17 protein-coding genes are annotated in these 21,015 nt (G+C 56.9%); 7 read left to right on the top strand and 10 right to left on the bottom strand.

All coding sequences use genetic code 11. The features are described from left to right. Positions 1–140: 140 nt before the first annotated feature. Positions 141–1,895, top strand: a complete 1,755-nt coding sequence (gene ttrS, locus LQ945_RS18510) for a tetrathionate respiration histidine kinase TtrS (protein ID WP_270101442.1) — start codon at positions 141–143, stop codon at positions 1,893–1,895. Further along, positions 1,873–2,472 carry a tetrathionate respiration response regulator TtrR gene (gene ttrR / locus LQ945_RS18505; RefSeq protein WP_270101441.1) on the top strand — a complete coding sequence of 200 codons (600 nt, stop codon included), beginning with the start codon at positions 1,873–1,875 and terminating at the stop codon, positions 2,470–2,472. The genes ttrS and ttrR overlap by 23 nt, the downstream gene beginning before the upstream one ends. A gap of 68 nt (positions 2,473–2,540) precedes the next feature. Here ttrR and secF read toward each other — a convergent pair whose 3' ends face one another. The 5 genes from secF to queA form a co-directional block, all read right to left on the bottom strand. Then, positions 2,541–3,509, bottom strand: coding sequence for a protein translocase subunit SecF (gene secF / locus LQ945_RS18500; protein ID WP_262239330.1), 969 nt, complete (start codon positions 3,507–3,509; stop codon positions 2,541–2,543). Positions 3,510–3,519: 10 nt separating this feature from the next. Further along, the gene (secD, locus tag LQ945_RS18495) at positions 3,520–5,367 is read right to left on the bottom strand and encodes a protein translocase subunit SecD (RefSeq protein ID WP_262239329.1); all 1,848 of its coding nucleotides are present in this window, start codon (positions 5,365–5,367) and stop codon (positions 3,520–3,522) included. Positions 5,368–5,392: 25 nt separating this feature from the next. Next, the gene (yajC, locus tag LQ945_RS18490; protein WP_012005503.1) at positions 5,393–5,725 is read right to left on the bottom strand and encodes a preprotein translocase subunit YajC; all 333 of its coding nucleotides are present in this window, start codon (positions 5,723–5,725) and stop codon (positions 5,393–5,395) included. Positions 5,726–5,758: 33 nt separating this feature from the next. After that, positions 5,759–6,883, bottom strand: a complete 1,125-nt coding sequence (tgt, locus tag LQ945_RS18485; RefSeq protein WP_270101440.1) for a tRNA guanosine(34) transglycosylase Tgt — start codon at positions 6,881–6,883, stop codon at positions 5,759–5,761. A gap of 72 nt (positions 6,884–6,955) precedes the next feature. Then, the gene (queA, locus tag LQ945_RS18480) at positions 6,956–8,026 is read right to left on the bottom strand and encodes a tRNA preQ1(34) S-adenosylmethionine ribosyltransferase-isomerase QueA (protein WP_044548656.1); all 1,071 of its coding nucleotides are present in this window, start codon (positions 8,024–8,026) and stop codon (positions 6,956–6,958) included. Between the two features lie 244 nt (positions 8,027–8,270). Between queA and LQ945_RS18475 the strand changes: the two genes are divergently transcribed. The 3 genes from LQ945_RS18475 to ggt all read left to right on the top strand — a co-directional run bounded on the left by LQ945_RS18475 (position 8,271) and on the right by ggt (position 11,678). After that, a complete protein-coding gene (locus LQ945_RS18475; protein ID WP_270101439.1) occupies positions 8,271–8,852 on the top strand; it encodes an ACP phosphodiesterase in 582 nt (193 codons plus the stop codon). 229 nt (positions 8,853–9,081) lie between these two features. Then, complete coding sequence (locus LQ945_RS18470) at positions 9,082–9,684, top strand: peroxiredoxin C (RefSeq protein WP_020825459.1); 603 nt, start codon at positions 9,082–9,084, stop codon at positions 9,682–9,684. 230 nt (positions 9,685–9,914) lie between these two features. Beyond that, the gene (ggt, locus tag LQ945_RS18465; protein ID WP_270101438.1) at positions 9,915–11,678 is read left to right on the top strand and encodes a gamma-glutamyltransferase; all 1,764 of its coding nucleotides are present in this window, start codon (positions 9,915–9,917) and stop codon (positions 11,676–11,678) included. 67 nt (positions 11,679–11,745) lie between these two features. On the opposite strand, the gene malZ is transcribed toward ggt, so the two are convergent. Next, complete coding sequence (gene malZ, locus LQ945_RS18460; protein WP_270101437.1) at positions 11,746–13,569, bottom strand: maltodextrin glucosidase; 1,824 nt, start codon at positions 13,567–13,569, stop codon at positions 11,746–11,748. Between the two features lie 249 nt (positions 13,570–13,818). On the opposite strand from malZ, the gene LQ945_RS18455 reads away from it, so the two are divergent. Further along, positions 13,819–15,084: a mechanosensitive ion channel family protein gene (locus tag LQ945_RS18455; protein ID WP_270101436.1), complete on the top strand. Its 1,266-nt coding sequence runs from the start codon at positions 13,819–13,821 to the stop codon at positions 15,082–15,084. Between the two features lie 132 nt (positions 15,085–15,216). Beyond that, on the top strand, positions 15,217–15,480 hold the full coding sequence (locus LQ945_RS18450; protein WP_270103005.1) for a hypothetical protein: 264 nt from the start codon (positions 15,217–15,219) through the stop codon (positions 15,478–15,480). Positions 15,481–15,513: 33 nt separating this feature from the next. On the opposite strand, the gene proY is transcribed toward LQ945_RS18450, so the two are convergent. The 4 genes from proY to LQ945_RS18430 form a co-directional block, all read right to left on the bottom strand. Next, entirely contained in the window at positions 15,514–16,920 is a 1,407-nt protein-coding gene (proY, locus tag LQ945_RS18445; RefSeq protein WP_182821725.1) for a proline-specific permease ProY, read from the bottom strand. A gap of 71 nt (positions 16,921–16,991) precedes the next feature. Then, a complete protein-coding gene (gene brnQ / locus LQ945_RS18440; protein ID WP_182821723.1) occupies positions 16,992–18,311 on the bottom strand; it encodes a branched-chain amino acid transport system II carrier protein in 1,320 nt (439 codons plus the stop codon). Between the two features lie 447 nt (positions 18,312–18,758). Next, positions 18,759–19,865 (bottom strand): cobalamin-independent methionine synthase II family protein, encoded by a 1,107-nt coding sequence (locus tag LQ945_RS18435; RefSeq protein WP_270101435.1) that lies wholly within the window; start codon positions 19,863–19,865, stop codon positions 18,759–18,761. 211 nt (positions 19,866–20,076) lie between these two features. Continuing rightward, complete coding sequence (locus tag LQ945_RS18430) at positions 20,077–21,015, bottom strand: PstS family phosphate ABC transporter substrate-binding protein (protein WP_270101434.1); 939 nt, start codon at positions 21,013–21,015, stop codon at positions 20,077–20,079.

The following is a 21,015-nucleotide window of genomic DNA, read 5'->3' as shown; positions in this document are numbered from 1 at the left end:
TAAGTTCCTGCCGGGGAACTGATACAAGGGAGTGTAAAAAGGGCAACCGGCCACCAATATTGTGGTTTACCACATTACCGGCGACGGCTTGATCCAGGACAATTCAGACCGGTGATGGGGATCATAAAAGCGGAGAGGATGTGAAAAGAGCAGCGCTATTTCTGTTACTGGGCAGTTGGTTAAATGCGGCCTGGGCGGGGCAATGGAGCATTGCGGTACTGGCGCTGCGTGGCGATGCCCATGCGCTGACCCAGTGGCAACCCTTGGTCGATCATCTCAACCGCCAGTTTCCCGATGACCATTTCCGCCTGTCGCCGGTCAGTCTTGACGGTATGAATGAAGCGGTCCGCCATCAACGCGTCGATTTTTTGCTCACCAACCCGGCGCAATACGTCCAACTGGATAACCGCTATCCGCTGCGCTGGCTGGTTTCACTGCGTTCAACCCAACCCTCTCTGCAAGGCTCAAGCAACGTTGTCGGCAGCGTCATCCTGGTGCGGGGCGACAGTCCGATAACCACTCCCCACCAACTGACAGGAAAGAGCGTCGGTGCCGTCGCCGCCGATGCTTTTGGCGGCTACCTGCTGGGGTACAAAGAACTGCTCGGCGCCGGGCTAAACCCGGAGAAAGATCTGCGACTGCACTTCAGCGGCTATCCGGCGGATGCCCTGCTTTATCAATTGCGCGATCGGGCGCTGGATGCGGCGATTGTGCCGGTTTGCCTGTTGGAAAAAATGCAGGCGGAAGGATTACTGCAGGCCGGTGATTATCGCGCACTGCTGGCGAAGCAAAGCGGCCAGCGCTGCCTGACCAGCACCGAACTGTACCCTAACTGGTCCTTTGCCGCCTTAAACCACGTGCCGGACCGGTTGGCAGACGAATTAACTCGCCAATTGCTGCAGATGAACACCCCCGGTTTGCCGGTTTGGGGAGCCCCGGCGTCATCGCGTCAGGTTAACCAGCTGCTGCAGGATCTGAATATCCACCCGACGCAGCGTTCTCTCTGGCAGGAACTGTACCTTTGGGCAGGGCAGCATTGGCTACTGCTCAGTGGCGTCTTTGGGGGGATGGCGTTGCTCGGCGCCAATCATCTGTGGGTAGGTTATCTGGTGCGCCGCCGCGGGCGCCAGCTTGAACAAATGCATCAGACGCTACGCGCCAGAGACACGGCCCTGGCCCGGGCGCAGCGCCTCAGCGCCCTGGGCGAAATGGCCTCCGGTTTTGCCCATGAGCTTAACCAGCCGCTGGCGGCGATCCGCCACTATGCGGAAGGCTGTCGTATTCGCCTTGAGCGCAACAACAGCCAGCATGAGCTGCTGCCAATCCTCGAGCAGATTGGCCAGCAAGCGCAGCGTGGTGCGGAGAGCATCGTTAATTTGCGACGCTGGGCCAGCAAAACACCCCATGACGAAAGTGCGCAATGGCTGTTATTGCGCCCGCTGGTGGAACACGTCATCCAATTGATGCAAATAAAACAGCAGCATCCGCAGTGCCGATTAACGATTAACATCCCGTCGCAGACTCAGCTGTTCAGCCAGGCGACGTTATTAGAGCAAGTGCTCACCAATCTGTTGAGCAACAGCCTGCAGGCGGGTGCCCGACAAATCACGCTGCGCCACGAAGCCGACGCACATCAACAACGGTTGCTCGTTGAAGACGATGGCGGCGGACTCAGCGCCGAGCAACTGGCACTGCCGTTCGTGCCCTTCCGCAGTACCAAACAGGAAGGTCTCGGGTTAGGGTTGGTGATCTGCCAGCGGCTGTTGAAGGGCCAAGGCGCAGAGCTGACGCTGGAAAATTACCTGGCTTCCCCACAACAACAGGGGCTGCGCGTGACTCTGCATTTCCCCGTTATTCAAAAGGATCCCAGCCATGGCGCTGATACATCTGGTTGATGATGATTTTGCCGTTACCGACGCCTGCCGCTTTTTACTCGAAGGGCTGAATTACCGGGTACAAACCTGGCACGACAGTCAAAAATTCATCGACAGCATCGATCCCTATCAATGCGGCGTCGTCATGCTGGATATTCGCATGCCGGGAATTGACGGGCAGCAGGTTCACCAAGGCCTGCGGCGGCAGAACAGTACGCTGGCGGTGGTGATCGTCACCGGTCACGGCGATATTGCCATGGCCGTGGAGGAAATGAAGCTGGGAGCCGTCGATTTTCTGCAAAAGCCGATCGCCGCCGCGCCGCTGATTGAGGCACTGGAGCGCGGGATTATTCATTCTCAACGTCAGATTGAGCAGCGTCAACGGCAACAGCTTTTCGGCGCGCTGACGCCGCGCGAGCGCGATATTGCCCGTGCCGTAGCCGCTGGGATGACCAACAAACAGATCGCCGAAAGTCACTTTATCGCGGTACGCACCGTCGAAGTGCATCGGGCCAGAGTCATGGAAAAAATGCAGGCGGGTAGTCTGGCAGAACTGGTGAACGCGCTTAACCGATTGACGCTGACCAGTCTCGGCTAGTGATTTTCAGGCAAAAAAATGCCGGTCGGGATAAGCCGACCGGCATCGTATTTCAACTCACCGACAGATTACGGCAAGAGAGAAGGCTGATCTGCGCCCTCTTTCTCCACTTTCTGCTGCAGCATGTGCTCGCGTTTCATACCCAGCTTCAACGCCAGCGCGGACGCCACGTAGATAGAGGATACGGTACCGATAGACACACCGATCAACATAGCCAGAGAGAAGCCATGCAGCATCGCGCCACCGAAGATGTACAGCATCAGCACCACCATCAGGGTGGTACCGGAGGTCATCAAAGTACGGCTCAGCGTCTGGGTCAGCGACACGTTCATGATTTCGTAAGGCGTCCCGCGGCGGATCTTGCGGAAGTTTTCACGAATACGGTCGGAAACCACGATGCTGTCGTTCAATGAGTAACCAATAACCGACATCAATGAAGCGACGATGGTCAGGTCAATCTCGATATGGAACAGCGACAGCACGCCCAAGGTGATGACCACGTCGTGCGCCAGCGCGATAACCGCCCCCAGCGCCAGGCGCCATTCGAAGCGGAAACCGACGTAGATCAGAATACTGATCAACGCCACCAGCAGCGCCAGCCCACCGTTTTGCGCCAGTTCGGTCCCCACGCTCGGGCCGACGAACTCAATGCGTTTTACGGTAGCGTTTTTGTCGACCGAATCGTTGATCACGCCGATCACTTTGTTACCCAGTTCCTGGCCAGCAGTACCGGTCGCCGGTGGCATACGCACCATCACGTCACGGCTGCTGCCAAAGTTCTGAATAACCGGGTCCTGGAACCCGGCTTTTTCCAGCGTATCGCGCATCAGATCGAGGTTGGCCGGTTTTTCCAGGCTGATTTCAATCACCGTACCGCCGGTGAAATCCAGACCCCAGTTAAAACCGCGTACCGACATAACGGCGATTGACGCGATCAGCAGCACCAGCGAGATGCCGAAGGCCACGTAATCCCAGCGCATAAAGTCATAGACTCTACGGCCGTAGTTGAGTTGTTCAACAGTATAATCCTGTGCCACAACGCACTCCTCAGATAGACAGCTTGTTAATGCGTTTGCCGCCGTAAAGCAGGTTGACGATGGCACGGGTACCGACAATCGCGGTGAACATGGACGTCGCCACACCGATTGCGGTGGTAATCGCAAAGCCCTTGATCGAACCGGTACCTACTGCGTACAGAATGATCGCGGTGATCAGGGTGGTGATGTTGGCGTCAACGATACTGGAGAACGCGCCTTTATAGCCCTCATGGATCGCCTGCTGAACGGAACGTCCGTTCTTCAGCTCTTCCTTGATACGTTCGTTAATCAGTACGTTGGCGTCGACCGCCACCGCCAGCGTCAGCACGATACCGGCAATCCCCGGCATGGTCAGCGTCGCCCCCGGCAGCAGGGACATCACGCCGACAATCAGCACCAGGTTGGCGACCAGCGCCGTGGTAGCGATCATGCCGAACTTACGGTACCAAACCACCATAAACACGATGGATGCCACCAGCCCCCACAAGCAGGCTTCCAGACCTTGAGTGATGTTCTGTTGTCCCAGGGTCGGGCCGATTGTACGCTCTTCCACGATCTGGATTGGCGCAATCAGCGCACCGGCACGCAGCAGCAGCGAAAGCTGACGTGCTTCGTTCGGGTTGCCGATGCCGGTAATACGGAAGCTGTTACCCAGACGTGACTGAATGTTCGCCACGTTGATCACTTCTTCCTGTTTCACCAGAATCGCACGGCCGTTGGCGTCTTTCTTGCCGCTGTCCTTGTACTCCACAAACAGGGTCGCCATCGGCTTGCCGATATTGTCCTTGGTGAAGTTGGACATCGCAGTGCCGCCGGCACTGTCCAGCGAGATGTTCACCTGCGGTTGGTTATATTCGTCGGTGCTGGAAGTGGAGTCGGTGATATGGTCACCGGTCAGGATCACACGCTTGTACAGCACAACAGGCTGGCCTTCACGGGTGTCTTTCACTTCTGAGTCGCCAGGGACACGGCCATTGGCCGCAGCCGTGACGTCCGCATTGGTGTTAACCAAGCGGAATTCCAGCGTAGCGGTAGCGCCGAGGATCTCTTTGGCACGAGCGGTATCCTGAATACCCGGCAGCTCGACCACGATGCGGTCGGAGCCCTGACGCTGCACCAGCGGTTCGGCAACGCCGAGCTGGTTAACACGGTTACGCAGGATAGTGATGTTCTGCTGTACCGCGTATTCGCGCGCTTCGCTCAGACGGGCATCCGTCAAGTTGGCTTTCAGGGTATTGCTGCCATTGGCAGAGAACACCATATCGCGCTGACGCGGACTGAGGTAGCTGATGGCCTGATCGCGGGCAGCATCGTCACGGAAACGCACTTCCACGCCGTTGTTGTCCAGCTTGCGGATAGACGCATAAGGAATGCCCTTTTCACGCAGATCGCTGCGCAGGGTATCCATGGTCTGTTCCTGCAGCTTGCTCAGCGCCGTGTCCATGTCGACTTCCATCAGGAAGTGAACACCACCACGCAGGTCCAGACCGAGCTTCATCGGTTCGGCGCCCAGCATGGCCAGCCAGGCTGGCGTCGCCGGAGCCAGGTTCAATGCCACCACGAACTTGTCGCCCAGTTCAGCCATCAAGGCTTCACGGGCACGCAGCTGAATGTCAGGATTGCTGAAGCGAGCCAGGATGGCGCCATTTTCCAGCGCAATCGACTTGCTCGCGATCTTGTCTTTTTCTAATACGGTACGGACTTGGTCCAGCGTAGTTTCACTGGCGGCGACACCGCGCGCGCCAGTGATTTGTACAGCCGGATCCTCACCATAGATGTTGGGAAGCGCGTAAAGCAGACCGATGAAGATCACCACGATCAGCATCAGATACTTCCACAAAGGATAACGGTTTAGCACGGCAATTCCCTTCGGGAAAACAAAATTACAGGGCCTTCATGGTACCTTTCGGCAGAACGGCCGCCACGAAGTCACGCTTGATCATCACTTCAGTGGTGTCGTTCAGCGCAATGGCGATAATGCCGGTGTCAGCCACTTTGGTCACGCGGCCAATCAGACCACCGGTGGTCAGCACTTCATCACCCTTGCCGATCGAGTCCATCAGTTTCTTGTGCTCTTTAGCGCGTTTCTGCTGTGGGCGCAGGATCATGAAATAGAAAATCAGACCAAACACCACCAGCATAATGATCAGAGAGTACGGGCTTCCCTGAGACGGAGCTCCTGCGGATGCGACGGCGTCAGAAATGAAAAAGCTCATTGAAATTCCCTCATTAAGTTATCAATTATTAATTCAAGCGTTTAAAGGTGGAATCGGTTTACCGATCCGACCGTAGAAATCCGCAACAAACAGCTCTAATTTACCCTGTTCAATGGCCTCGCGTAAACCCGCCATCAGGCGTTGGTAGTGACGAAGGTTATGAATGGTGTTCAATCGGGCACCCAGTATTTCGTTGCAACGATCGAGATGATGCAAGTAGGCGCGGCTGTAATTGCGACACGTATAGCAATCACAGTCTTTATCCAGCGGAGAAATATCATCCTTGTGCTTGGCATTACGGATTTTTACCACACCGTCAGTCACGAACAGATGGCCGTTACGGGCATTACGCGTTGGCATCACGCAGTCGAACATATCGATACCACGACGCACGCCTTCAACCAGGTCTTCCGGCTTGCCGACGCCCATCAGGTAACGTGGCTTATCTTCCGGAATTTGCGGGCAAACATGTTCAAGAATGCGGTGCATATCCTCTTTTGGCTCGCCGACCGCCAAGCCGCCCACAGCGTAACCATCAAAACCGATATCCACCAGCCCTTTTACTGAAACATCACGTAAATCTTCGTAAACTCCGCCCTGAATAATGCCGAACAGCGCATTTTTATTATTCAGTTCGTCAAAACGCTGACGGCTGCGCTGCGCCCAGCGCAGAGACATCTCCATCGAACGCTTGGCGTAGTCCCAGTCTGCCGGGTACGGTGTGCATTCGTCGAAAATCATCACGATGTCGGAACCCAGGTCATACTGGATTTCCATCGATTTTTCCGGACTGAGGAACACCTTGTCGCCGTTGATCGGGTTACGGAAATGAACGCCTTCCTCTTTAATCTTGCGCATCGCGCCCAGGCTGAACACCTGGAAGCCGCCGGAGTCGGTGAGGATCGGGCCATGCCACTGCATAAAGTCGTGCAGGTCGCCATGCAGCTTCATGATTTCCTGGCCTGGGCGCAGCCACAGGTGGAAGGTGTTGCCCAGCAGGATCTGCGCGCCGGTCTCTTTCACTTCTTCCGGCGTCATGCCTTTTACCGTGCCGTAGGTGCCGACAGGCATAAAGGCCGGGGTTTCCACCACGCCGCGGTCAAAGATCAGGCGGCCACGGCGAGCGCGGCCATCGGTTGTGTCTAATTCGTACTTCACAAAGCCTCCAGCATCAGAGAAACAGTCTGATGTCGTTAAAACAGGGCCGCACCAGATGCGCAGCCCAGAAAATCAGGCGCCGACGGACTCTTGCTCCGCCTGCGGGTTACGGCTGATGAACATCGCATCGCCATAGCTGAAGAATCGGTACTGCTCGGCCACCGCCTGCTGATAGGCATTCATGGTGTTTTTATAACCGGCAAAGGCGGAAACCAGCATAATCAGCGTCGACTCCGGCAGGTGGAAATTGGTCACCAGCGCGTCAACCACCTGATAATGGTAGCCGGGGAAGATAAAGATGCTGGTGTCGCCGAAGAACGGGGCAATTAACGCGTCCTTGCTGGCGTTGGCGGCGCTTTCCAGAGAACGCACCGAGGTCGTACCTACCGCCACCACGCGCTTGCCGCGAGCTTTACAGGCCAATACTGCGTCAACCACATCCTGCGGCACTTCCGCATATTCGGCGTGCATGACGTGTTCTTCGATGGTTTCCACCCGCACCGGCTGGAAGGTGCCCGCGCCCACATGCAGCGTGACAAAGGCCATCTCGATGCCCTTCTCGCGCAGCGCAGCCAGCAGCGGCTCATCGAAGTGCAGCCCGGCGGTCGGCGCCGCTACGGCACCCGGCTTCTCGCTGTAGACCGTCTGATAAAGCTCGCGGTCAGCGTCTTCGTCCGGGCGGTCGATATAGGGTGGCAACGGCATGTGGCCGACGGCATTGAGGATAGTGAACACGTCGCGCTCATCGTTGAAACGCAGTTCGAACAGCGTATCGTGGCGCGCCACCATGGTGGCGGAGATGCTTTCATCGTCGCCGAGCAGCAGGTCAGCCCCTGGTTTAGGGGCCTTCGAGGCGCGAACGTGCGCCAACACACGATGGTCGTCCAGCACGCGCTCAACCAGAACTTCAATCTTGCCGCCGCTGACCTTGCGGCCAAACATACGCGCCGGGATCACCCGGGTATTGTTGAACACCAACAGATCGCCGGCTTCCAGATTATCCAGCAGATCGGTGAATACGCCGTGCGTCAGCTCCCCGCTCGGCCCGTCCAACTGCAGCAAGCGGCAACCGCTACGCTCAGATTGGGGATAGCGGGCAATCAGGGACTCGGGAAGTTCAAATGAAAAATCGGCGACGCGCATGGGTATTCACTTCTTCAATTGTATATACCCTATGAATTTCAAGTTGCAGTTAGGCGGCCAGCTTGCCCATCTCCGGGAGCTTACTTGAGTAAGTGACCGGAGTGGGCAAGTGCAGCCAACAACACTGCGGCTTGAAAGGCGACGGGTATGTTGGTCATAAAAAACAGGCGGCCTAGTCTAAAGCTGTGGGCGGTCAGCGGCAAGAAATAAGGAGGATTTGCATGACTTCAGGTATAGTTGCCGGATGAATTTTCTCGCTCATCTCCATTTGGCCCAGCTTGCGGAAAGCTCTTTACTGGGTAATCTGTTGGCCGACTTCGTGCGCGGCAACCCCGCAGGCGAGTACGATCCCGAGGTGGTGGCCGGCATTATGATGCACCGCCGCGTCGATGTCTTGACCGACAGCCTGCCGCAGGTCAAAGCCTGCCGCGACTATTTCTCCGCAGAATACCGGCGCGTAGCGCCAATCACGCTCGACGTGGTGTGGGATCACTTTCTGGCTCGCCACTGGCAGCAACTGGAACCGTCCCTCAGCCTGCACGGCTTCACCCAGCAAGCCCGCGGCCAGATCGTGCCGCATTTGCCGCTGACGCCGGTGCGCTTTCAGAATTTGAATGGCTATTTATGGCCGGAACGCTGGCTGGAGCGCTACGCCGAGCTGCCGTTTATCGGCAACGTGCTGGCGGGCATGGCCAGCCGTCGTCCGCGTCTGGCGGCGCTGGCGGGCTCTTTCGCCGACGTAGAGCGCAATTATCATCAGCTTGAAACACAGTTCTGGCAGTTTTACCCACAGATGATGCAGCAGGCAAAAGAGAAAAAGCTGTAAGGTCAAACCAAACCCATTGAAAATGCGACGCTTTACAAGAAATTGCTTTTTAAGCCTTGCCCTTTTACGGGAAAAGGTTATTTTTAAAGCTCGCTAAATTTAATCAACGACTTTGATAGGTAAAAGCTATCTCATCGATTGGTCTTTTACCCTTTATTCACCCAGTCGTGGCCCCTATACTGGCCCTTGTTTTTACATCAACCCCTTAACACCTATTACAGGAGTAATTATGGTCCTGGTAACTCGTCAAGCCCCTGACTTCACCGCAGCTGCCGTACTCGGCAATGGCGAAATCGTTGAAAACTTCAACTTCAAGAAGCACCTGAACGGCAAACCGGCCGTCCTGTTCTTCTGGCCGATGGACTTCACCTTCGTATGTCCTTCTGAGCTGATCGCTTTCGATCACCGCTATGAAGAGTTCCAGAAGCGTGGCGTTGAAGTGGTTGGCGTTTCATTCGACTCAGAATTTGTCCACAACGCATGGCGTAAAACCCCAGTCGAGAATGGCGGCATCGGGGAAGTGAAATACGCAATGGTTGCTGACATTAAGCGTGAAATTCAGAAAGCTTACGGCATCGAGCACCCAGAAGCAGGCGTTGCCCTGCGTGGTTCTTTCCTGATCGACAAAGATGGCGTAGTTCGCGCTCAGGTTGTTAACGATCTGCCAATCGGCCGTAACATCGACGAAATGATCCGTACCGTTGACGCATTGCAATTCCACGAGCAGCACGGCGAAGTGTGCCCGGCTCAGTGGGAAAAAGGCAAAGCAGGTATGGGCGCTTCTCCGGACGGCGTGGCTAAATACCTGTCCGAAAACGCTTCCAAGCTGTAATTTCAGCCTGTCAGCGTATCAACCGGCCCCCGTGGCCGGTTTTTTTTGCGCCGAATCAGGGCATACTGCCCGCTTTGCGTGCTTCATTTCCTTGTTTCCGCTCACATTTCCCTGGCCGTTTTCCGCACAATCCCTTATCTGCAGCTAGTATCAATAACGCTGGCCCACTCTTTGCACGACACCGGGGGCAAGCCAAACACAATAAGAAAACTGACAGGGTAGGAATAACTATGTTTTTACAGAAATGGAGCAAGCCGCTGACCATGGCGGCGCTGCTGGTCAGCAGCAGCCTGTATGCCGCATCCAATCCGGCGGTCGAAGCCAAAAACGGCATGGTGGTGACATCGCAGCATCTGGCCTCACAGGTCGGCGTCGATATCCTGAAGCTGGGCGGCAATGCCATAGACGCCGCCGTGGCGGTGGGTTACGCGCAGGCGGTGGTCAACCCGTGCTGCGGCAACATTGGCGGCGGGGGCTTTATGACGGTGCACCTGGCCGACGGCACCGATACCTTTATCAACTTCCGTGAAACCGCGCCGGCGGCGGCCAATGCCAATATGTATCTGGATGCCGAGGGCAACGTGAAGAAAGGTGCCAGCCTGTATGGCTATCTGGCGGCGGGCGTGCCGGGCACCGTACTGGGCATGGAAACTGCGCGCGTTAAATACGGCAAGCTGAGCCGCGAACAGGTCATGGCGCCGGCCATCAAACTGGCGCGCGAGGGCTTTATCTTGACCCGTGCCGACACCGATATTCTCGATACGACCACGGCGCGCTTTAAACAAGACCCGGAGGCCGCCAAAATCTTCCTGCGCCCGGACGGCTCTTCGCTACAGCCAGGCGATCGCCTGGTGCAAAGTGATTTGGCCGACACCCTGGCCGCTATCGCCAAAGAGGGGACGGACGCCTTCTATAAAGGCAAAATTCCTCAGGCGGTTGAAGCAGCGGCCAAACAAGGCGGCGGCATCCTGACCGCGGCCGATTTCGCCCACTACAAAGTGACCGAAACTCCGCCGATCACCTGTAGCTATCGCGGCTATAAATTTGTATCGGCCCCGCCACCCAGCTCAGGCGGCGTGACGCTGTGTGAAATCCTTAACGTGGTTGAAGGTTATGACCTGAAGAGCATGGGCTTCAATTCGGCGGCCGCAATCCACACCATGACCGAAGCGATGCGTCACGCTTATATGGACCGCAACACCTACCTTGGCGACCCGGAGTTCATCAAGAATCCGATCGACAGGCTGGTCAGCAAGAGCTATGCCGAAGAAATCCGCAAGAAAATCGTCGCCGATAAAGCCACACCGTCGGAAAACGTACAGCCTGGCATGGAACCCCACGAGAAGCCGGAAACCACCCATTACTCGATTGTCGATCATGATGGCAACGCCGTCTCTACCACCTATACCGTTAACGGCCGCTTTGGAGCGGTGGTGATCGCACCGGGCACCGGCTTCTTCCTCAACGATGAAATGGATGACTTCACCGTCAAGGTCGGCGAGAAAAACCTCTATGGTCTGGTGCAGGGTACCGCCAACAGCATTGCCCCCGGTAAGCGCCCACTATCGTCGATGAGCCCGACGCTGGTGACCAAAGACAATAAAATCTTTATGGTACTCGGCTCGCCGGGCGGTTCCCGCATCATCACCATCACCCTGCAGACCGCGCTCAACGTGATTGACCACGGCATGGCGCCACAGGAGGCGGTAGATGCGCCACGCATCCATCATCAGTGGTTGCCGGATGAGGTTTACTACGAGCAGCGCGGCGTTTCTGCCGATACGCTTAAAATTCTTGCCGCTATGGGTTACAAGATGGTCGAGCAAACGCCATGGGGCGCGGCCGAGCTGATTCTGGTGGGCCTGCCGGGTGCCGCAGGCGTCAGTCCGGCCAACTCCGGCAACGATTCGGCAGTGTCCGGCAAAGTGCGCGAAGGCTACCTGTACGGTGCCAATGACGTTCGCCGCCCAGCCGGTTCTGCCGTGGGATATTGATCGGCTCATTAGGCGTGTGAACGCCCACTCACTGAATGAAGGGCCGGGATGCCGGCCCTTTTCTGTCTTAACCCAGACGTCGCCACAGGGTAACGGACTCTTCGCTCAATTGCAGCGACACCTCGTTCTGCGTTTCTTCCATTTCGCCCTTTCCTTCCAGTCGCTGCCATTGGCCTGCGGCCAGCAACGGCGTGTGCGGCAAGGTCACTGCACCGCTGCCGGCACGCTGTAACGCCACCAACACCTGTTCTTGTTGATAGAGACGCACGAACACCAAGGTCTCTCCGACCGCATGCAGCACCTGACAGCCACCGCGACGCAACGCCAGACTCTGCTTGCGCAGTGCCGCCATACGCTGGAACAACGCCAGCAGGGACTGATCCCAGTGGCTTTCATCCCACGGGAAGGGTCTACGACAGAACGGGTCGTTGGCGCCATCCAGACCAATTTCATCGCCATAATATAAACAGGGCACACCGATCCAGCTCATCAGCCACACTGCCGCCATCTGCATCCGCGCCCGGTTGCCCTGCAACAGCGTCAGAAAGCGCGCGGTATCATGACTGTCGAGTTGATTGAACTGAATCAACTGGCGGCCATGCGGCAAGCCGGCCCGGTAGCCGTCCATCCATTGTGCGCAGTCCGCCGCCGACATCCGCACCGGGTGATGCGCGACGTCCAACCCGGCGAGGAATCCCCTGACCGGCAGGGCGAAGCCCATATAGTTCATTGCCGCATCTTCAACGCCGGCATGCAGCCAGCGCCGCGCATCGCCAAAATGCTCGCCCAGCACATAGGCCTGCGGATTTTCCTGTTTAACCGCGTGATAAATGCCTGCCAGATGCCGCAGGTTGCCGGTTGCTCCGCCGTTTTCACCCAGCATATGCACCACGTCCAGCCGCCAGCCATCAATGCTGTAGGGCGGGCGTAACCAATGGCGCACTACGCTGCCCTCACCGCGATAAATCGCCTCCGCCACCTGGGGTTCGGCAAAGTTGAGCTTCGGCAGGCTGGCGTTGCCCTTCCAGTCAAGCGCACGGCCATCCGGGTAGAAATTAAACCAGCCACGGTAGGGAGAATCCGGATGGTGGCAAGCGCCGTTGTCGCCTTGCTGGTGACGATCAAACCACGGGTGGGAATCGCCGGTATGGTTAAACACCCCGTCGAGCACCAGTTTCATCCCCACCTTGTGAGTGCTCACTCGCAAACGTTGCAAAGCAACGTTGCCGCCCAAGTAGGGATCGACCTGATAATAGTCTTCGGTATCGTATTTGTGCACACTGGGTGCGGTGAAGATCGGGTTCAGATAGAGCGCCGTCACGCCCAACTGCTGCAGGTAAGGTAATTTTTGGCTAATGCCGTCCAAGTCGCCGCCATAGAAGGTGGACGCGGCGTGTCGGTCCTCCAGCGGCTGCTGCCAGTCGCAGCGAACGACATCGCAGCCGGCGGCATGATGACGATAGCTGCCGCTCTGAATGCCATGTTCGCCGCCGCTGCTGGCAAAGCGATCGGGAAAGATTTGATAGAAAATCTGGTCGGCCACCCATTGCGGGCTACTGTCAGGCACGTCGACGGCAAATTGCGTCAGTTGCCCCGGCGGCGTCAGAGACTCTCCCTGTGGACCGAACCATTGCTGGCGGTCGGCCCAGACCAGCTTGAAGCAGTAGCGGCGGGTCGCTTCGCCCTCATTCAGGGTCAGGCTGGCCTGGTATCGCTGCAGCCCGCCAACCTGCTGCCCCTTCATGATCAGCAACCATTCTTCATTGTCCGGCTCGGCGCGTAAAAAAACCTGTTCAGGCAGTTCATTGCCCTGTAACCACAGCGTGATATCCAGGCGTTGTCCCTTCTTCACCACAAAAGGCGGGACCGGTTGATGCCAGGCGTTAAGCATGACTTTCCTCCAGCTGTACAAAACGAAATCGACGACGTTATTCAATGCCACGAACAATGCCACGTTGAGTGTCAGTCCCCCTCCTCTCTGGCCGGTAAACTCGGGGAGGAGCCGGGGGGTGGAGATAAACAGTCAGCGCTAACCCTATGTAAAAAAGGGTAAACAGCCGCACATTATGACCCGTAACCATTAGGCTAACGTCTTTTGAGTGTATTGGATATTTTTTGCGCATTTTTTAAAGGAGCGGCAATGCAACAACAGATAACCCTGTGGCTGGAGAAGTTCGGGCTGGAGTTCAGCGGGATGATGTCCCTGTTGATGGTGCTGGGACTGATCCTCTTGATTTCGGTGGTGATCCACCTGGTGTTGCACCGCGTGGTGCTGGCGGCGATCCAACGCCGTGGCCAACGGTCACAACGTGTCTGGCAGCAGGCTATCACCCAGTACAAGCTGTTCCAGCGTATGGCGCTGTTGCTGCAAGGGGTGATCATTAATCTGCAGGCGGTGCTGTGGTTGCACGCCGGTAGCGAAACTCAGGCGATTATCATTACCGCCGCCCAGGTGTGGATCATGGGCTTCACCCTGCTGTCGCTGTTTTCCCTGTTGGACACGCTGCTGGCGATGCTGCGCCAAAGCCCGATCTCCAATCAGCTGCCGCTGCGCGGTATTTTCCAGGGCCTGAAGCTGGTGGCGGCGATCCTGATTGGCATCATGATCGTTTCACTGCTGATGGGGAAATCGCCCTTGCTGCTGCTCAGCGGCCTGGGGGCGATGACGGCGGTGCTGATGTTGGTATTTAAGGACCCGATCCTCGGCCTGGTGGCCGGCATCCAGCTTTCCGCCAACGACATGCTGAGCATCGGCGACTGGCTGGAAATGCCGAAATACGGCGCCGACGGCGCGGTGACCGACATTGGCCTGACCACGGTGAAAGTGCGCAACTGGGATAATACCGTGACCACCATCCCGACCTATGCGCTGATCTCCGACTCCTTCAAAAACTGGCGCTCCATGTCGGAATCCGGTGGCCGCCGCATCAAACGCAGTATCAATATCGACACCACCAGCGTGCATTTCTTGTCGGAAGAGGAACAACAGCGCCTGAACCGTAACCCGCTGCTGCAACGCTACCTGAACGATAAAACGCAGGAGCTGAGCCAGCATAATCAGCAGACTGGAGTAGATCTCAGTTCACCGCTCAACGGCCGCCGACTGACCAACCTTGGTACGCTGCGCGCTTACCTGGTGGCCTATCTTCGCGCCCACCCTGGCATTCACCAGAATATGACGCTGATGGTGCGCCAGTTAGCACCGCTGCCAGAGGGATTGCCGCTGGAGATTTACGCCTTCACCAACACTACGGTATGGGCAGAATACGAAAGTATTCAGTCGGATATCTTTGACCATATCCTGGCGGTGATTAACGAATTCGATTTGCGGGTGCACCAAACGCCGACCGGTAACGACATGCGTAGCATGCTAAGCCCTCTGCGGCAGGCGGCAGACATTTCCTGACGCAGGCTGACGTAACTGTTTCTGCTGGTAATTATTCTCCACCAATTGCCAGCAGATATCTCCAGCCTCTTTTCTTGCCCACCGAAAGCGGTGTTAATACGCTCACCCAGCCACGTGAAAGAAGAGATGCCATTGCTGAAACAGGTAAAACATCGGCTGTTTACCCTGCTGGCCACGCTGTTGTTCATCGGTTGTCTGCACAGCGCTTCGCTGGATGAAAACCGCATGAGCCGCACTCTGCAACCGTCGCTTAGCGCCCTGAGCAGCAGCATGCAGGATATTCGCGAAGTGCTGGCGCGCTGCGCCGGAGAGGGGAAAGAGGAAAGGCTGAGCGACAGCAGCCTGCGTATCGAAGCGCGCGCCTCCGGTGACGACGAACCTGAGGAAAAGCATTAAAAAAACACCGGCTCATGGCCGGTGTTTTCATCTTCAATCCTGTTGCTGTGCCAGTATCGCCAGCTTTTTCTGGCGGTTGACCTTGAAGTAATACCCCGCTAGCAGCACCGCTACCCACACCAGCCCGGCGTACAGCGATACCCGAGTCGTTGGGAAGTAACCAATCAGACCGATGATAAATACCAGGAAGACGATCGCCACCACCGAGGTAAACACCCCGCCGCGCAGTGGGAACGCCAGGCCTTTCACCTGCTCTTTGCTCAGGCCGCGGCGGAAGGCAATCTGCGAGGACAAGATCATGATCCACACCCACACGGTGGCGAAGGTCGCCAGTGAGGCAATCACCAGGAACACGTTTTCCGGCATGATGTAGTTGAGATACACCGCCAGCAACAGCGCCAGCATCATCACCACCACCGTGACCCACGGGATCCCGCGTTTGGACACCTTGCTGAACATCTTCGGCGCATGGCCCTGCTCGGCCATGCCGTGCAGCATGCGGCCAACGCCAAACACATCGCTGTTAATCGCCGACAGCGACGCGGTGATCACCACAAAGTTAAGGATGCCTGCTGCCACGGTAATGCCCATATGCTGGAAAGTCAGCACGAACGGACTGCCGTTGGTTCCCACCTGATTCCACGGATAGATCGACATAATGACAAACAGCGTACCGACGTAGAACACCAGGATACGCCATGGCACCGAGTTGATGGCCTTGGGAATGGAGGTTTTCGGGTCTTTGGCTTCACCGGCGGTGATACCGATAATCTCGATGCCGCCGTAGGCGAACATCACCAACTGCAGCGACAGGATCATGCCGATAAAGCCGTTACTGAAGAAGCCGCCGTTAGACCACAGGTTATGGATGCCGGTCGGCTGACCGCCGTTGCCAATCCCCCAGATGATGATACCGATACCGGCGGCAATCATGATGATGATGGTGGCTACTTTGAAGAAGGAGAACCAAAACTCCAGCTCGCCGAACACCTTCACGCTCATCAGGTTGATGGCGCCTATCACCAGCACCACGCTCAGCACCCAAATCCAGTGCGGCACCTCGGGGAACCACACCCCCATATAGATACCGAAGGCGGTCACGTCGGCAATGGCGACGATCAGGATTTCAAAACAGTAGGTCCAGCCGGTGATGTACCCGGCCATCGGGCCAAGGTAGTCCTGCGCGTAACGCGAGAACGAACTGGCCTGCGGGTTGTTGACCGACATCTCGCCCAGCGCACGCATGATGATAAAAGCGACGATGCCGCCAATCAGGTACGCCAGCAAAACGCTTGGCCCGGCCATTTTAATCGCGTCTGCCGAACCGTAGAACAGGCCGGTACCGATAGCCGAACCCAGGGCCATAAAGCGAATGTGACGGGTGCTGAGACCGCGTTTTAGCTTATTGGGCGCGGGAGCGGTGGGTGACTGTTGTTGCATGAAAATAACCCGTGTTTTTTAAACGTAAAAAAGCCACGGACAAGTCCGTGGCCCAAAATTTAGCCGGGAATTTAGGAGTGCGCGGTCACTTCGGAACGCGTACAAACCCGGTCATAAATCGCGACCAGCACCAGCATCAACAGCGAAGGCGACAACCATGCCAGACCCTGTTCCGCCAGCGGCAGGTGATTGGTCCAATCCGGCAGCACTTGCTGGAAGGCGGACGCTTTCACCGCGTCAAGGATACCAAACAACAGGCTGACTAACATCACCGGCGCAATAATACGCGGCGCGCTGTTCCACCAACGCAGGGTGAAGCTCAGCACCACCAGCACGATGCACGGCGGGTAAATCGCGGTCAGCACCGGGATGGAGATCTGGATCAGATGGCTCAGGCCCAGGTTGGACACCACCATCGAGAACAGCCCCAGAATAAACACCAGCGTCTTGTAGGAGAAAGGCAGATATTGGGCAAAGAACTCGGCGCAAGCGCAGGTCAGGCCAACCGCAGTCACCATACAGGCGATGAAAATCAGCGCCGCCAGGAAGAAGCTGCCCAGCCCACCGAAGGTGTTTTGCACGTAAGCATGCAGGATCACCGCGCCGTTGGTCGCGTCAGGTACCAACACGCCGCTGCCGGAGCCCAGTTTAAACAGGCTCAGGTAAACCAGCGTCAGGCCCACACCGGCAATCAGCCCGGCCAGAATGGTGTAACGCGTCAGCAAACCGGCATCTTTGACGCCGCGGGAACGCGCGGCGTTAACGATAACGATGCCAAATACCAGCGCGCCCAACGTATCCATAGTCAGATAGCCGTTGACGAAGCCGGAGGAGAAAGGAACATTCTGATAAATGTCGGTCGCCGGGATAGGCGTGCCTGCCGGCCAAACCAGCGCGGCAATGCCGAGCGCGCCCAGCGCAACAATTTTCAGCGGTGCCAACACGTGGCCCACGGTGTCGAGCAGACGGCCCGGATACAGCGAGATGCCGATCACCAGTGCGAAATACACCAGGCTGTAAATAAACAGCGGCATGGCGCCATCACCGGTCAGCGGTGCAATGCCCACTTCAAAGGAGACGGTCGCGGTACGCGGCGTGGCGAACAGCGGGCCTACGGCCAGATAGCAGACGGTAGCCAGCAACAGACCGGCGCGACGGCCAATCGGCGAGCTCAGGGCGTCAATACCGCCACCGACGCGCGCCAGGGCGATCACGGTCATCACCGGCAGACCGACGGCGGTGATCAGGAAGCCGACAGCTGCGGTCCAGACGTGCTCACCGGACTGTAAACCGACCATCGGCGGGAAAATGATATTCCCGGCGCCGACGAATAAGGCAAAGGTCATAAAACCCAATGCGATAATATCTTTTGACGTTAAACGATGACTCATACGATGTCGTGTTGCCTGTTCAAATGAAAAAAAATGCCCGATATGGAGGTAGCGTTAAGCCCCATCCGGTTGCCGGCTTGCCATTTCATCGCGAGACCAATAAGAGCAGAAAACGCATAACGTCCGGCGTTTTGTCCTTATTCGAAAGTGACCACTCATGATGATGGGCAGAGTTTTAGGAGTTATAAATGGAGGTTTAGTCCGACAACGGAGGCTAAGTTAAACGTTTATAGCGTTGAAAGGCAAGTCGCATGACAAAAAGCAGAGCTATCGACCAGATAATCTTTCGGCGCCAGTCGATCATAGGGGCTATCAATAAATATACAATACATGATTTGTATCATTTTTGAGCAACGCATTCACAAAACGTGAAGCAGATGACTCATGACCGCGCGAAAACGCCAATAAACCACCAGTTTCCGCGCGGTCTGAACCGATTTTTCTGCCCTACCAAACCTGTTCGGCAATATTCACCACGCTTTGCAGCTTATTCCACTGCTGCTGCTCACTCAGGCTGTTACCCTCTTCGGTCGAAGCAAAACCGCACTGGGTACTGAGGCAAAGCTGTCGGCGATCGACAAACTGCGCCGCCTCTTCAAGCCTCTGTTTCACCTGCTCGGGGTTTTCCAGTTCGCCGTTTTTGGTGGTAATCAGGCCCAGCACCACCTGCTGCTTGCCCGGTTTGATAAAACGCAGCGGTTCAAAACCCCCGGAACGCTCATTGTCGTACTCGAGGAAGAAGGCGTCGATATTCACCTGACCAAACAGGATCTCCGCCACAGGTTCATAACCGCCCTCGGAGATCCAGGTGGAACGGAAATTACCGCGGCAAACGTGCAACCCGATGATCAGATCCTCAGGTTTGTCGGCGATCGCCGCGTTCAGCACATCGGCATAAATCCGCGCCAGAAGATCGGGATCCTCTCCACGCTCACGGATCTGCCGCCGTTGATCGTCAGAGCACAGGTAGGCCCAGACGGTGTCGTCAAGCTGCAGATAGCGACAACCGGCATCATAAAATGCCTTGATCGCGTCGCGGTAGGTCTGTGCCAGATCGTCAAAATAGGCGTTCAGATCCGGATAAACCTGGCTGTCGATGGCCTTGCGCCCGCCGCGAAAGTGCAGCACGCTTGGGCTGGGAATGGTCATCTTCGGCACCGCATCACCGGCGGTGGCCTTCAGAAAACGAAAGTCCGCCAGCATCGGATGTTGCGGATTGAAGCCCAATTTGCCGACCACCTTGATACTGCGCGCCCGCGTCTGTACGCCGTTAAACTGGATCCCCTGCTCCGCGTCATAACCTTCCACGCCGTCCAGCCCTTCCAAAAAGTCGAAGTGCCACCACGCCCGACGAAACTCCCCATCCGTCACGACCGCCAAACCGAGATCTTTCTGTTTTGCCACCGCCAGACGGATCTGTTGGTCTTCAACCTCCCGTAACTGAACGGCATCAATCTCGCCCTGCAGAAACTGTTGGCGAGCGGTTTTCAGCGCCGCAGGGCGTAACAAACTGCCGACAACGTCAGCGTGAAAGGCAGAATTGCAATCGCACATAATATGACTCCCGCTAGCAGGCAAAAGCTCGGGCCTTTGCCTCAGTGATTTACAGTGTGAACTATTACGTCGGGTTACAAAATGGACTTCCAGACGTCTAGATGAATTATGTTCAGCATGCTGTCACGTCGACTGCCGGGCGGCAACGGAAGAATTTTCACGGGGGATGAAAGAAATTCATGTTGGGCACCGAAGGTGCCCAGAGGCCAGCTTATTGCAGGCCCAGCGCCAGGCGGGTTTTCTGCAGAGTCTCTGGCGGCAGCGGCAGATAGCCGTCGTGATTGACCAGATTTTGCCCGGTGCCCGACAGCACGCGATCGAGAAATGCCGCCGTCAGCGGTTCCAGTTGCTGGTTAGGCGCCTTATTGATGTAAATATACAGATAGCGCGACAACGGATAGCTGCCGTTGCGCACGTTGGCGTCATTGGGGGTGACGTAGTTTTCGCCGAATTCCGCCAACGGCAGCAGCCGCACGCCGCTGGCGCGAAAACCAATGCTGGCGTAGCCGATACTGTTCAACGAACCGGCCACCGCCTGCACCACCGAAGCCGACCCCGGCAGTTCATTGACGCGCGGCATGAAATCACCGCCACACAGCGCACGCAGCTTGAAATAACCGTAGGTGCCGGAGGCTGAATTACGTCCAAAACGTTGCAACGCACGCTGTTGCCAATCACCGGTCAGCCCCAGCTCCCCCCACCGGGTCAAAGGCTGGCTTTCACCACAGCGCAGGGTTGCGGAGAAAATTCGGTCGAGCTGCTGCAGGTTAAGACCGCGCAGCGGATTGTCCTGATGCACCAGCACCACCAGCGCATCGACCGCGACCGGTACCGCCAACGGCGCATAGCCATAGCGGTGTTCGAACGCCGACACTTCCGCTGCCTTCATCGGCCGGCTCATCGGGCCGAGCTGCGCGGCACCCGCCGCCAATGCGGTTGGCGCCGTCGAAGAACCGGCGGCCTGGATCTGTAGATTAACGTTGGGATAATGCTGGCTGAAGTCCTGCGCCCATAGCGCCATCAGATTCGCCAGCGTATCGGAGCCGACGCTGGACAGGTTGCCGGACAGCATGCCATCCGGCTGCGCCAGCGCGCCTCGGCTTGCCAACAGCGCCAGGCAAAACAACAGCCCTCGGGTGATTCGGATCAT

This window comes from Serratia liquefaciens (assembly GCF_027594825.1).
Classification (GTDB): domain Bacteria; phylum Pseudomonadota; class Gammaproteobacteria; order Enterobacterales; family Enterobacteriaceae; genus Serratia; species Serratia liquefaciens_A.
This window is presented reverse-complemented; position numbering and strand designations above follow the sequence as displayed.